The 12,857-nt window shown below is 63.1% G+C and carries 12 protein-coding genes; 4 read left to right on the top strand and 8 right to left on the bottom strand.

Annotated features, from left to right (window positions below; all coding sequences use genetic code 11):
* Positions 1-89 precede the first annotated feature (89 nt).
* The gene (locus tag SH412_RS13345; protein ID WP_336524011.1) at positions 90-575 is read right to left on the bottom strand and encodes a chemotaxis protein CheX; all 486 of its coding nucleotides are present in this window, start codon (positions 573-575) and stop codon (positions 90-92) included.
* A gap of 189 nt (positions 576-764) precedes the next feature.
* Positions 765-1,751, bottom strand: a complete 987-nt coding sequence (locus SH412_RS13350) for an RluA family pseudouridine synthase (RefSeq protein WP_336524012.1) — start codon at positions 1,749-1,751, stop codon at positions 765-767.
* 223 nt (positions 1,752-1,974) lie between these two features.
* On the opposite strand from SH412_RS13350, the gene SH412_RS13355 reads away from it, so the two are divergent.
* Together SH412_RS13355 and SH412_RS13360 are read left to right on the top strand one after the other, a co-directional pair.
* A complete protein-coding gene (locus SH412_RS13355; protein ID WP_336524013.1) occupies positions 1,975-3,408 on the top strand; it encodes a DUF1501 domain-containing protein in 1,434 nt (477 codons plus the stop codon).
* Positions 3,409-3,543: 135 nt separating this feature from the next.
* Positions 3,544-4,800, top strand: a complete 1,257-nt coding sequence (locus SH412_RS13360) for a hypothetical protein (RefSeq protein ID WP_336524014.1) — start codon at positions 3,544-3,546, stop codon at positions 4,798-4,800.
* Here the strand turns inward: SH412_RS13360 and SH412_RS13365 are convergent.
* From SH412_RS13365 to SH412_RS13390, 6 genes are all read right to left on the bottom strand, one after another.
* On the bottom strand, positions 4,758-5,789 hold the full coding sequence (locus SH412_RS13365; RefSeq protein ID WP_336518647.1) for an IS630 family transposase: 1,032 nt from the start codon (positions 5,787-5,789) through the stop codon (positions 4,758-4,760). The two genes, SH412_RS13360 and SH412_RS13365, sit on opposite strands and share 43 nt — an antisense overlap.
* Before the next feature lie 976 nt (positions 5,790-6,765).
* On the bottom strand, positions 6,766-7,446 hold the full coding sequence (locus tag SH412_RS13370) for a hypothetical protein (protein WP_336524015.1): 681 nt from the start codon (positions 7,444-7,446) through the stop codon (positions 6,766-6,768).
* 185 nt (positions 7,447-7,631) lie between these two features.
* Complete coding sequence (locus SH412_RS13375; protein WP_336524016.1) at positions 7,632-8,486, bottom strand: alpha/beta hydrolase; 855 nt, start codon at positions 8,484-8,486, stop codon at positions 7,632-7,634.
* Positions 8,483-8,959: a MarR family winged helix-turn-helix transcriptional regulator gene (locus SH412_RS13380; RefSeq protein ID WP_336524017.1), complete on the bottom strand. Its 477-nt coding sequence runs from the start codon at positions 8,957-8,959 to the stop codon at positions 8,483-8,485. Before SH412_RS13380 ends, SH412_RS13375 begins: the two co-directional genes overlap by 4 nt.
* Before the next feature lie 257 nt (positions 8,960-9,216).
* Positions 9,217-10,047: a tRNA (guanine(46)-N(7))-methyltransferase TrmB gene (trmB, locus tag SH412_RS13385; protein WP_336524018.1), complete on the bottom strand. Its 831-nt coding sequence runs from the start codon at positions 10,045-10,047 to the stop codon at positions 9,217-9,219.
* A 48-nt stretch (positions 10,048-10,095) separates the two neighbouring features.
* Positions 10,096-10,773: a carbonic anhydrase gene (locus SH412_RS13390; protein WP_336524019.1), complete on the bottom strand. Its 678-nt coding sequence runs from the start codon at positions 10,771-10,773 to the stop codon at positions 10,096-10,098.
* A 376-nt stretch (positions 10,774-11,149) separates the two neighbouring features.
* On the opposite strand from SH412_RS13390, the gene SH412_RS13395 reads away from it, so the two are divergent.
* Positions 11,150-12,559, top strand: coding sequence for a hypothetical protein (locus SH412_RS13395; RefSeq protein ID WP_336524020.1), 1,410 nt, complete (start codon positions 11,150-11,152; stop codon positions 12,557-12,559).
* The gene (locus tag SH412_RS13400) at positions 12,556-12,855 is read left to right on the top strand and encodes a DUF3634 family protein (protein WP_336524021.1); all 300 of its coding nucleotides are present in this window, start codon (positions 12,556-12,558) and stop codon (positions 12,853-12,855) included. Before SH412_RS13395 ends, SH412_RS13400 begins: the two co-directional genes overlap by 4 nt.
* Positions 12,856-12,857 lie beyond the last annotated feature (2 nt).

Here is a 12,857-nt window from a genome sequence, read left to right on the forward strand (position 1 = left end):
CGGCTCGCTTTGTATCCGGGAGCGGCACGGACAAATCGCGGCGACGGACCTGTCGCTGCGCCGGCGAATCCGCGAGCGCGACAGACGATCTATTCGGCCATCGCCCAGGCGATGCCGACGGCGCACGGTCCAAGGTCGGTATAGAGGGTCACCCAGAGATGCTCCTGCCAGTCGGGCAGCAGCAGTTCGCCGTCGACTCCGGCGACGACTCGCGGCAGTCCGAGTTGCAGCGCCAGGTCTTCCAGCTCCCGTTTGCCGTGGCCGCCGATCATATTGACCATTTCGCCCATGGCGTCGAGGACGCAGTTGTCGATTCCGTCGGCTTCCAGGCCGGTCATGCGTTCCAGAATCTGGATTGCCGTTTCTGCGGGAGCATGAAAGGAAATGACGCCTTCCAGCCCGCCCGACAATGTGACCGAGGACGTGAGATCGACCGAAACGCCGTCCGGCGAAAACGGTCTGGGCGTGCCGACCACGCAGGGGCTGCCGAGCAGCGTTCCGAAGACGGCATCGACGGCCCGCAGGAAGGGGCCGGAAATCCGCGAATCAGCCGTTGTCTCGGCCTTCATCAGCATGAATGACAACCTTGAAAACGCGATCTCTCGAACGGCGGAGAATTGTCGATCCGTGGCGGGGTTGTGCAGCAATAACGTGAGCCGACGAGACTGCGGACGTTGCACGCTGCTGCAAACTTAATCTGCAGAGTCACGGTGTCTGGGATCATCAGTCGGAACACGGGCTCCGCGATCCCAGTCGCCTGCAACTTATTCCGGCGGCAGCGATCGAATCAGTTGTAACGCCTGCTGAAAGTCCGCGGGGAGCGGCGCGGTGTAGCGGGACCAGTCCTGAGTGATCGGATGAGCGAATTCCAGCTCCACGGCGTGCAGAGCCATGCGGGGGATGAGAAGCGAAACCGGCGGGGTCTGGTCTCGCGGCAGGGTCCGCGGGGGCTTCAGTTCGCCGAATGGACCATACCATTCGTCTCCCACGATGGGGTGCCCCAGAGTGGCGAAATGGATCCGGATCTGGTGCATCCGTCCCGTGCGCGGCTTCACTTTGACCAGCGTGTGTCGGGGGAAGCGCTCGACGACCTCGTACGCCGTCCGCGAGGGTTTGGCATCGACGGCGTCGGCCCGGCAGGACATCAGGGCGCTGACGCCCCCGGCGGCCCGGCCGATGGGGAGGTCGATCAGGCCGGTGTCGTCGTGCAGGACGCCGTCCAGAATCGCCAGGTAAGCCTTGCGTATCCGTTCCTTCTGAAACTCGATCGAGAGAAGTCGGTGCGAGAGATGCTCCTTGGCGACGGCGACCACGCCGCTCGTATCGCGGTCGAGGCGGTGGATGATCCCGGGGCGGAGCAGGCCCTTCACTTCTGTCTGCTGATTCAAAAAGTGCTGGACGGCATTGGCGAGCGTGCCAGTCGGCGTCTCGCCGCAGGGGTGAACGATCAGGCCGGCGGGCTTATTGACGACGATCAGCCAGGGGTCTTCGGCGACGATTTCGAGCGGGATGTTCGAAGCGGGGAGGGGATCGTCGGGAGGTTCGACGAGTCGGATGGCGACCTGCTGACCGGTGAAGATCCGCTGATCCGGCGAAACGACGGCGCCGTTGACCGTGGCCAGGCCGGCCCGGACCATCCGGTGCAGCCGCCAGGCGGTGTAGTTCCGGAGATGCTTAGCGAGAAATGTGTCGATCCGCGTGCCGGTGAGGTAGTGCTCGACGGTCCGCTCCGCGATGTAGGGAAACTGCATGCTGCTGTGGTCCGAATTCCTGCGCCCGTACGCTCGAACAAGAGGCAAACCGGCAGTGTCGCAGGAAGGATCGCCGCCGTCACGTCTGCGCGAAAACGGTCTCTTTCGGACCCTCCCGATTTTTCCGGCAGCAGTGACTCCGCAGCGGATTTCGTCCTGACAAATCAACGAAAGTCGATACAATCTACGGAGGTTCATCGGTTCCGGGACGGGAGCAGTGCGCATGTTACGGATCGGTCACAGCCAGTCGTCGGTCTGTCAGGGGATCTCCCGGCGTAGTCTGCTGCAGGCGGGCGGAGCCGGATTGCTCGGGCTGTCACTCCCGCAGGTGCTGCAGGCCCAGGAACTCGCCGGGGCCGCCGCGCGGGCCAAGTCGGTGATTTTTCTGTTCCTATTCGGCGGACCGAGCCAGCTCGAAACATTCGACATGAAGCCAGGCGCCGCGGCGGCCATTCGCGGGCCGTATGCTCCGATCGCCTGCCGGACGCCGGGGATGCTGATCGGCGAAAAGCTGCCGCAGCTCGCGGCGATGTCCGACAAGTTCTGCGTGCTGCGGACCTTGTCCCATTCGTACAACGATCACAGCGGGGGCGCGCACTACATTCAGACGGGGCGCCGCTGGCCGATTCCCATCGGGGCGGGCTTCAACGCCACGCCACAGGACTGGCCGTCATGCGGGGCGGTCTCGGACTACGTGCGGCGACAGCAGCAGGGGGGACTCGGCGACGTCCCCAACTACATGGTCGTGCCGAACTCGCTCGGCCGTCTGCAGACGTATTCGGTGCAGCTCAAGCGGCCGGGAGAATATGCCGGATGGCTGGGACGGGGCTACGATCCGGTGACGACCGTGATCGACAAGCGAGATACGAAAGACAATCCCTACTTCCGACCGTGCACGGACGAGGAACTCAACTATCAGATCGAGAATCTGCAGACACCCGAGGCCGTCTCACTGCAGCGATTGGGGCGGCGGCAGTCGCTGCTGCAGGAGTTCGACGCGCAGCGGCGGCAGCTCGACCTGAGCGGCTCGGTTTCGGCGTTCGACCGCTTTCAGCAGCGGGCGCTGGCTCTGGTGACTTCCGAGAAGATCCGGACGGCGCTCGACATCCGCCAGGAATCGCCGGCGATGCGCGACCGCTACGGCCGGCAGCTCTTCGGGCAGTCGACGCTGCTGGCCCGCCGGCTGGTGGAAGCGGGGGTCGGCTTCGTCACCGTCCACTGGGATTGCCCGGACGGGTATAGCTGGGATTCCCATACGAACAGCAAAGACGTCGGCGATCACCTGCTCCCCGGCCTCGATCAGGGGTTGTCGGCTTTGCTGGAAGACCTGGAGCAGCGCGGCATCCTCGACGAGACCCTCGTCGTCGCGATGGGTGAAATGGGCCGGACGCCGAAGGCGAATGCGAACTGGGGCCGGGACCACTGGAGCACGCTCTTCCCCGCGGTGCTGGCGGGAGCGGGGATCCGGGGTGGAATCGTCATCGGCGAGAGCGACCGCGACGCGGCGTACGCACTGTCGCCGCCGTTCGCTCCGGAAGACGTGGCGGCGACGATCTACCATGCGCTGGGGATCGATCCGGAGTTGCGCGTGCTGGATGCCCAAGGTCGGCCGGTGCAGTTGACGGAGGGGCGGGTGATTGGGGAGGTTTGGGGGTGAGGAAGTGGTTAGTGGGTAGTAAAGAGCGGCCGGGCGGTAACGGATTTGGCGTGCATGAAGTCGGCCGCACTGAGATCCCTGCATTGATCGCCTGCCGCAATGGGACCTCGCTGAAGTCCTGCAGGACGGAGGCGAATGCGGCAAGTCGTCACTTCGTGGCAGCTGGCAAGGACCGACGACGTGCGAAGATACTTCCTGAGCAGATTCGAGGGAACGGGGAGTTCTCTTAATGATCCGTATGTCGCGGTCGTCTCCCAATTCGGCACCACCAATATCATTGACTTGCGATCTGATCCTACTCGCCGATCAGGCTGGTGCGTCGCGTCGGTTGACTCGGCCGATCCACCTCCCATTCCACCATTCGCATTCCTTGCAGATCTTGAATACCTCTATCTGAGCGACGACCTCGATGAGGAGTTGTCGCGAGAAATCTGCGAAAGAGTTGCTTCCGCGTTAAACCTATCCTTCTGTGAAACCACCCTACGGAAGATCCTCGTCGAGCTTCTCTTAGTTTACGGTGATCTACGTCCAAACGGTGATGGTATCTATCGTGTCCACCTCGCCGGCGAGATTTGGTCGGCAAACGAAGAGGAAACGTTTGCAGTTAAGTCCCGTTACTGTTTTCCATACCACGCTGATTTCACCGGAGTCAATCCGGGTGCGCCGAACGAGCTCGGCATTGACGTTGTCGCGACCTTGTTAGAAGTGGTCGCAGATGCGTATGGGCAGGAACTGGTCAATAAAGCGATCGCGAATCGCGTGTCCTCCAACCACCCCATACATGCCGGGCTGCAAGACTTGATTCAACTCTCTCAGGACTCGTGTTCTTGCCGCGTGGGTACACTTCGATCAAACTGGCTCAGCAAGGTCGCATTAGACTTACTTGAATTGCGGGGAACAATTGCATTCGACGCCAAACTGCAAGGTCGGTTGCGGGATGCTCGCGGCTGCGAGAGTCTTGCTTTCGAGCTGGCAGTCATGGCTGCCTATTCGCGGAATGGTGCACTTGTCACGCCGACTGATGAAAACTCAGCGGAATGCACCGTGCTGTGGAATGGGCTTCCAAGATTTCACGTTGAGTGCAAACGAAAAGAGGCGGAGACTCTGAGACCGCGGGATTCTCAGCGTTGGTTTGATGAATTGACGCGAGCCACGTTTGAACTTATGGATCAACGGTCTTGCTTTGGTTCAATTACGGTTTCCTCTAGGTTTGACCCGACCGACAGAGACGTTACTCTGATACGGCGGCATCTTGAGCGAACGCTCTCGGTCGAGTCGCCGCATGGTGTCTGCACTCGGCTGAATTCTAAATCACCGGCCACGATTCTGAAACACTTCGATGGTCGTTCCTACAGCGCCGCCGGTCGCCGGTGGTTGTGTCGGCGGATGTAGGAGCGGACGTTTCGCATCAGTTGCGGCATCGTCGAGCATTTGTGGTTCCGTGTCACGTTGGCGTGTAAGTCCTCCCACGTTCGTTCGATCCGGTTGTGATCCGGACAGTACGGCGGCAGGAAGTGCAGGCGCAGCCTGCGCCCCAGCGGCGTCGCCAGACTCTCCCGCACCAGTCGGGTCGTATGGATCGCGTAGTTGTCCAGGACGACATGGATCTTCTTCGCCTGCGGATAGCGCTGCGTCAGCTCCCACAGCAGCAGTACGAACAACGCCGTGTCCTTCCGGTCGCCTTCGATCGCGATCAACTCCTTCGTCCGCGCATCCTGAGCCCCCGCCAGGTAACGCTTCTCGTTCTTCCCCGGCGTGAGAACCTGTTTCTGCTGCCCGCGGAGCATCCAGTCCTCGCCGATCTTCGGATTGAGATGGATGTCGATCTCGTCCTCCCAGACCGCCACTTCGCCCGTCGGCAGATGCGCCACCAGTTCCTCGATCTGCTCCAGACACTGCTGTTTTTCGGCCTCCGGCCACGGACACTCGACCGTTGGCTTCGGTCGTCCGCGCCGCGCCCCGATCAGCCGCAAGGCCCGGCTCATCGTCGACAGGCTGATCTTCACACTCGTCCGTCGACGGAGCGTTGTGATCAGCATCTCCCGCGTCCAGGTCGGCCGCTTCCAGCCGTCCTGCAGCGGATCGCCGGCCACGACCTCCCGCAACTGCGTCAGGTACTCCTCGGTCAGTTTCCGTGGCCCGTTGCCGCCCCGCCGGTCGAACAAACCGATCTCGCCGTCCTTCCCGTAACGCTGCTCGGTCCGATACACGGTGCTGCGACCGACCTTGAGCGAGCGGGCAATCCAGGTGGGAGAACGTCCTTCCAGTCGATGGATCACGATCAGATACCGCGTTCTCAGCCCGGCGTCCTTCAGAAACTTCAACTGCTCGGACAACCGCTGCTTGGCGCGCTCCGCCCGGGGTGAAAGAATGCCTTCCATGGGGAACTCCTTCCTTGGTTTGGAGTTGTGATACCTCCAAGGTAAGGGTTCCCCATCTCGTTTCCACTGCAATCCCTCCGCTCTGCCGCGCGCCTCACATTCGTGGCCGGTGATTTAGAATAGCGATCGAGTTCATTCTGTCGGAACCGACGCCGAGCGTTACCGATGCTGTGGTCGCAGTTCCAGGCGGTTGTGACTATGCTTGTGCTCAGGTCGAGCCTTCTTGTGAAGGTCATTTCCGTCCGCCCAAGTGTTTTTCCTGGAAAACTGAACAGCGTTTTCGTTGGCTGCGGAGCGCCTGCGACTCACTTGCGAAAGCCGCAGAGCAGCTTCCTCGCGACGAGCTAGGTATTGTCTATTTGGAGGTCCCCGGCGGATTGCCAGATGTAGCGTGGTTCCGCACATTGGTGATGGAGCAGGAAGTCATGGCTCAGTTCAACCACCAACATGAACGGGTCAGCGCGGTTGTCGTAAGCAGCGAAGCGCAATGGCTCAAAAGCTACGAGGAGTCGGATGTACCAGTTCCGGTGCTCACGAGATTCAGCCGATTTGTTGAGAACCCACAAACTCGGAATCCGATCACAAGTCAGCACCCGGTTCTCGGACGTGACTTCGGCTATTCGCGGTAAGAAAGTTGGGTGCCGCCACAGTCAGCCTCGGCCCAGCAATATCACATACTGTGGGGTTCGGGATCGTAGGGCCGGGCACGCCCGGCCCTACGATCCCGAACCCCAGTTTTCTTCCGACGAAGATGGAGGCAGGAGGGTTGCGACCTGGCGGTCAATCCTTGGCCGGGACCGCAAGGTCATTGCCGGTACGACTTGCGCACGGTTTCCAGGGGTGTCTCCGCAACCCCCGGTACATTCTGGCATCTCTCCGGGATGGCTGCCTTCATTGGTCCTGGCGGATGATGAACGCGAAAGATCGACCGGGCGCGCCCGGTCCTATTGCCGGACGTTGCCCGTTTGGCGAAGCCTCACTGCGTCACTCGGAAATTGCCGAAGCGGACCCAGCGTTCGCCGTCTCCCGGTTCGCCCGCGGCGAAAATGCCGAAGCCGAGACCCTCTTTGGTCTCCTGAATCGCAGAGTGAAAGAAGGTCCGGTACTTGCCGTCGGACGACGGGCCGACCTGGAAGTGGGCGTAGTGGCCGCGGACGGTGATTCGGAGTGGGCCGAAGGCTTCGTCGGCGGGCCAGTACTTGACCGCGTACTTGCCGGGATTGCCTTCCTGGCCGGGCGTGCCGATGAAATCGACTTTGCCGGGCGCGAGGACAAAGTAGCCGTCGAGATTGGTCTTCCGGACGGTGAACAGGGACCCGTCGCGATCGGTCGGGCACAGACCCGCGAGCTCCCCGCGCCGTAACGGTTCCCCCACAATCGTCACGTCGACCGAAGCGATCACAGTTTCAGCCGTTTTGAACGGCAGATTGACCTTGAGCATGGGGCGGGGCTGCTTCGGCCGGACCGGCTTCAGACGGAGTTCGAGAGCGCCATCGAGTATGCGATAGTCCTCGCGGTCCAGTCCGACCGCCTGCCACTGGTCGGAGAGGCCGCGATCGAAGTTGCCTTCAAAGAGCACGGTCTGGCCGAGGGACTCCGGAAGCCAGGCCACGCAGATCAACAGCATCGTGAGTAACGTCTGTCGCCTGGTCTGCATCGCAGTGGCTCCTCGGCTGAAACGCAACGGCTCCCCGGGGACCGCGGTCGGACCGCCGCAGCCCTTCGGCCCGGATGCGCATTCTACGCGCAGGAACAATGCCGGCTCAAAGAGAAACTTTGGCGATCTGGTTGAGGAGCGTGGGCTGGCGATCCCTCATCAAGTCCGGCCGGGCACGCCCGGCCCTACGGCGTGCCCTGAAACACCCGCCGGGCGAACTGGTACAGATCGCTTTTCCAGACCTTGAAGTCGTGCCGCCCGCCGACGATGACGTTGTAGACGTGCGGGACCTGCTGTTCATCGAGCATTGCGTGCACACCTTGAGTCACGCGAAACAGGCCGTCCTGATCGCCGCAGGCGACGTACAGCAGCCGGAGTTTCTTCGTCGCGTCGACATCCTTGAGCAGCTTGGCGGGGGGCCGGGTGTTCGGGGCCGAGGAGAAGCCTCCGACCCAGGCGAACGTGTCGAGGTTGTTGAGGCCAAAGTTGAGCGACTGCCCGCCCCCCATCGACAGACCGGCGAGGGCGCGAGATTCGCGATCTGCCTTCACCGAGTAGGTCTTCTCGATGAACGGAATCAGATCGGTGAGCAGGTCCTGCTCGAACGCCGCGAACGCCGGCGACTGCTTCGGGATCGGATCGCGTGCGGTGACGTCCTGCGCGGCCCGTCCGTTTGGCAGGACGACGATCATCGGCACCGCCTGCTGGTCGGCGTAGAGATTGTCGAGAATCACGTCGGGTGCACCGTGGCGGGTCCACTCGTGCTCGTCACCGCCGATGCCGTGCAGGAGGTACAGGACGGGATACGTGCGGTTCCTGTCAAAACCCGGCGGCGTGTAGACCTGCGCCTTGCGCTTCAGCCCGACGGTCGTCGAATCGTACTCAACGGTTTCCAGCTTGCCGCGATCGATGCCATCGCGGCGGGTGTCATAGCCCTCCGGCGGCGCGGGAAGACTGGGGGCGTCAGACTGGGCCGGGGCCGTTGATGCGGACAGCGCCAGCAGGATGCCGGCGAAAAGGGCGACGGTGTGCGTGCTCATGCTGCGGTCTCCTCGGAGGAATCGGGGTCGGTTTCGTGGACTGCAATGGATTCGCCGTGGAGCGCCTGAGCGACCTGCGTGAGGAGCCGTACCAGCATCTCCGCTTCGGCGGGCTGCATGGCATGGAACATCTGCTGCCGGATCGCTTCGCTCGCCGTCCAGAGCTGCCGGAACTTGCGTTTGCCGGCCGGCGTGAGGGCGACGGTTCGCGCGCGGGCGTCGGTCGGATGGGTCTCTCGGCGGACGAGCCCGCTCCGTTCCAGGAGGACGAGCATGGCCCGGACGGTGCTGGGGTCCGAGGACATCCGGCGGGCGAGTTCGCGCTGAGTGAGGGCCTGCCCGCGGGCGAGCGTCGCCAGCAGCACAAACTGGTCGGCTGTGACGCCGTGCGCTGCGAATTGCGTCTCTGACCGGCGGTGGAGGGCCAGGTAGGCGGCGCGGAGCGCCAGCGGCAGTTCGGACGGGATCGTCACGGGAGTCTCCGGAATTTTCGTGCGTATACGCACGATTCAGGAGCGTACTGTTGTGGCGGGCGGAGTGCAAGGTCTATCGCGAGGTTGTGCGAGTCCCGACGGACGAGGACGTCTTTCGGACCGGGGAACCAATCGATCTCGCGCCCGATTCGGTACGGCCGCGGACGGCGGGCGAGGAGACCGGTGGTTGGCCCTTGGCACGCGATGCCTGATTCGAGCCCACGCCCATCGCGGACTCTGGGCGTGCCACCCAGTTGCTACCGCCTCGGCGGTCGGCTTTGGCGAGGCTTGTCGCTCCCCTCCCGCTCCAACTGGTCAAGTCGGGCCAGCTTGCGATCCGCGTTGAACTTCGGGAAGGGAAGTTCCTGCGCCAGCCGGTCGAGGTCGGCCTCCGTCAGATCGGTCCGGGCCCGGCAGACGGCCCGAAACACTGGCAGCTTTTCACGGAGGGCCAGAATCTCCCGGCGGGTCCGGCCCTTGGGGGCGTCGGGCCAGGGAGCCAGGTGTTCGGTCAGCTCGAAGAAAGCCGGGACGACCTCCTTCATGTAGCGCCAGTAGGTCGGGTTATCGGTCTGCAGGATGAGCGTGCCGCCAGGGATCAGGCAGCGATGGACCAGCGCCAGGAATTCCGGCGTGATCAGCCGCTTGAAGACCTCTCGACGCTCGTAATAGGGCTGCGGGTGATAGCAGTCGATCTCGGCGATGGTCCCCGGCGCGACATACTGTTCGAGAAATTCCCTGCCGCCGATCACCGCGAACCGGACATTCGACAGGCCCCGCTGATTGGCCCGGCGGGTGCCGTAGCGGATCACCACCGGCAGAATGTCCGACGCCACGTGGTCATGATCCGGCCGGGCGACGGCGCTGCACAGCGTCGACCGCCCATTGCCGCAGCCCAGGTCGAGCACGATCGGAGCTGTCCGTCCAAAGATGGCGGCGAAGTCGAGCGGGCCGGGGGGCGGCAGTTTCTTGATTGCCGTCCGCGCCCACTGATCTTCGGGCAGCACCTTCCCCGGCACGCGGACGCCGAATTCGACATCGGGATCGGTGGCTGGTGAGGACGGCGGGGCAGGGCGGGGGGGCTTCAACGGAAGGACCTGTCGGAAGAGCGGGTGAGGGGCAATATCACCCCCAGCCTACTGCTTGCGGTGCTTTCCCGAAACGCTGCGGTTCTTGCGAGTCACCGGTTTCGCCTCCTCCTGCAGCGGCGCGAAGCCTTCTCGTTCGGTGCAGTAGGCGTTGATGGCGCCGTCTTCCAGGCCGTATTCCCATCCGTGCAGCGTCAGTTGTCCGCGCTGCAGCGCGGCGGCGACCGACGGATGGGTCTGCAGGTTCTCGATCTGGACGAGAATGTGCTCGCGAACGGTGATTTCCAGCAGATACTCGGAATCGTCCACGTGGGCGTAGTTCTCCGTGACGATCCGCCGGGTGGCTTCGGCATGCTGCAGCCATTGTCGGACGGTCGGCAGCTTTTCCAGCGACTCCGGGTGCAGCAACGCCTTCATGGCGCCGCACTGGGAATGGCCGCAGACGATGATATCCCGCACGCCCAGGACGCTGACGGCGTATTCGATGGTCGCCGCTTCACCGCCGGCGCCCGCGCCGTACGGCGGAACCATGTTCCCGGCGTTGCGCATGACGAACAGCTCGCCGGGGCCGGACTGGGTAATCAGATTCGGATCAACGCGGGAGTCGGAGCAACTGATGACGAGGGCACTCGGATTCTGCCCGCCGGCGAGTTTGGCGAAGAATTCGCGTTCTCGCTGAAAAATCTGCGAGTGAAACTGGCGGACGCCGTGCAGCAGGTGGTTCATTGGGAAGCTCCGGGACAGAAGAAGACCTAACCGCGGCGACGCGGAAAACGCGAAGAAAGCAAGAGAAGCGTGACGACCACGAATCGCACAAAGGAACGCGAATGATGACGGCGAAGAGGGAACCACGAAAGGGACTGAGGTCATGGAAAGATGTGACGCGAGTCCGGGAACGACACTGCAATCTGTAGGAAGCTATTCCAGAACTGTCAACGTCCTTAGCTTGTGAAGCGAAGAGTTTGGCGCGGCAGGTAAGCGGATAGGGCCGGAATTTCTGACTCGCCTCTTGCCAAGTCGGCATCATCCCGGTATCCGTCGATGGGTCGGGACGAGCCGTCGTTTCCGGCTTCCGCACGCTGCTCTTCAATTCGGGATTGCAATGTCCACATTCCTCCGCTTTGGTTTGAGCCCGGTTCTGATCGCCCTGTTCGCGATGCCTGTCTGGGCGGGCGATCTGCGGGTCGGCTTTGCGACCACGGATATCACGCCGCCCGTCGGCTTTCGCATGAGCGGATACTTCTTCGAGCGGCTCAGCGCGGGGACCAAAGATCCGCTCTACGTGCGCACGATGTATCTCGAGCAGGATGGCGTCGTCGCCGTAATCGCGATTTGCGATCTAATCGCCATCTATCCCGAAGTGGGCCAGGCCACGCGGGCCGCCGCCGAGCAGAAGTTCCAGATTCCGTCCGCGCACATCTCCATCGCCGCCACGCACTCGCACACGGGGCCGCTGTACGCCGGGGTGCTGCGGGATTACTTCCACAAACGCGCGGTCCTGGCGCACAGCACGGACGAGCGCGAGGCGGTCAATTATCCCGGCCTGCTTCAGGAACGAATCCTGGCTTCGATCCACGACGCCCGCAAAAACGCGGCGCGGGCCGTCCTGGCCACCGGCTACGCCGAAGAGACGCGCTTGTCGTTCAATCGCCGGTTCCACATGCGGGACGGGAGCGTGCGGTTCAATCCGGGCGTGCAGCACCCGGACATCGTTCGGGCGGCGGGAGACATCGATCCGCAGATCGGACTGGTGCAGGTGCTGTCGGCGGACGATCAGACGCCGCTGGGACTGTTTTCGTCGTTTGCGCTGCATCTCGATACAACGGGCGGAACGCTCTATTCGGCCGACTATCCCAAGATCCTCCACGACCGGCTCAGCGAGCGCTACGGTCAGCGGTTCGTCTCTCTGTTCGGAACGGGCACCTGCGGCGACATCAACCACGTGGATGTCTCCAGTCAGACTCGACGGCCGGCCGAAGAGATCGGCGGCCTGCTCGCCGACACCATTCTCGCGCAGCTTCCGCAACTGACGCCCCGGCACCGCGCCCGACTGGCGGTCCGTTCGGGAACGGTCAACGCCCCGCTCCAGGCCTACTCCCCGGAACGGATTGCTCAGGCTCACAGCGACATGGCGAAAGTCGGGACGCCCGACGCAACTTTTCTGGAGCAGGTGGAAACGGTCAAGATTCTCGACGTCGCCAAGCGGAATTCCCCGACCATCCCGCTGGAGGTCCAGGTCTACCGGCTGACCGACGCGGCTGCGATTGTCATGCTGCCGGGGGAAGTCTTTGTCGATCTTGGACTGGCCATCAAGGCCCGCTCGCCGTTCGCCACCACGCTGGTCGTCGAACTGGCGAATGACGTGCCGGCTTACATCCCGACTCGGAAGGCCTTCGCCGAAGGGAGCTACGAAACGGTGAATTCTCTGGTGCAGTCGGGAGGAGGCGAACTGATGGTCGACAAGGCCGTGCAACTTTTGCAGGAGCTGGCCCCGGGAGCCGAGGTCAAATGAGTCTCGGCGACGCGCTCTTCGCGGCCGGGCTGTTCGCCGCCTTCGGCGGCATCGTCTGGTCGGCGATGCAGCCCCGGTACGAGTTCGTGCTCCGCATTCGCGGAGGAAAGCTGACTCCGGCCCGCGGCAGAGTGACGGCGGCGTTTCTGCACACCGCCATCGGAATCGTGGAGGAAAATGGCGTCGAGCAGGGCTGGATCGCCGGCGAGCGGCACGGGAAGCGGGTGCGACTGGCCGTCAGCCGCAGTTTTCCGGCCGGAGCGGCCCAGCAGCTTCGGAACGCGTGGCACTTTTGAAT

The organism is Planctellipticum variicoloris (genome assembly GCF_030622045.1).
GTDB lineage: Bacteria > Planctomycetota > Planctomycetia > Planctomycetales > Planctomycetaceae > Planctellipticum > Planctellipticum variicoloris.

Coding starts and splice junctions, on each gene's coding strand:
- SH412_RS13345 (WP_336524011.1), bottom strand. CDS start 575: ATGCTGATGAAGGCCGAGACAACGGCTGATTCGCGGATTTCCGGCCCC.
- SH412_RS13350 (WP_336524012.1), bottom strand. CDS start 1,751: ATGCAGTTTCCCTACATCGCGGAGCGGACCGTCGAGCACTACCTCACC.
- SH412_RS13355 (WP_336524013.1), top strand. CDS start 1,975: ATGTTACGGATCGGTCACAGCCAGTCGTCGGTCTGTCAGGGGATCTCC.
- SH412_RS13360 (WP_336524014.1), top strand. CDS start 3,544: ATGCGGCAAGTCGTCACTTCGTGGCAGCTGGCAAGGACCGACGACGTG.
- SH412_RS13365 (WP_336518647.1), bottom strand. CDS start 5,789: ATGGAAGGCATTCTTTCACCCCGGGCGGAGCGCGCCAAGCAGCGGTTG.
- SH412_RS13370 (WP_336524015.1), bottom strand. CDS start 7,446: ATGCAGACCAGGCGACAGACGTTACTCACGATGCTGTTGATCTGCGTG.
- SH412_RS13375 (WP_336524016.1), bottom strand. CDS start 8,486: ATGAGCACGCACACCGTCGCCCTTTTCGCCGGCATCCTGCTGGCGCTG.
- SH412_RS13390 (WP_336524019.1), bottom strand. CDS start 10,773: ATGAACCACCTGCTGCACGGCGTCCGCCAGTTTCACTCGCAGATTTTT.
- SH412_RS13395 (WP_336524020.1), top strand. CDS start 11,150: ATGTCCACATTCCTCCGCTTTGGTTTGAGCCCGGTTCTGATCGCCCTG.
- SH412_RS13400 (WP_336524021.1), top strand. CDS start 12,556: ATGAGTCTCGGCGACGCGCTCTTCGCGGCCGGGCTGTTCGCCGCCTTC.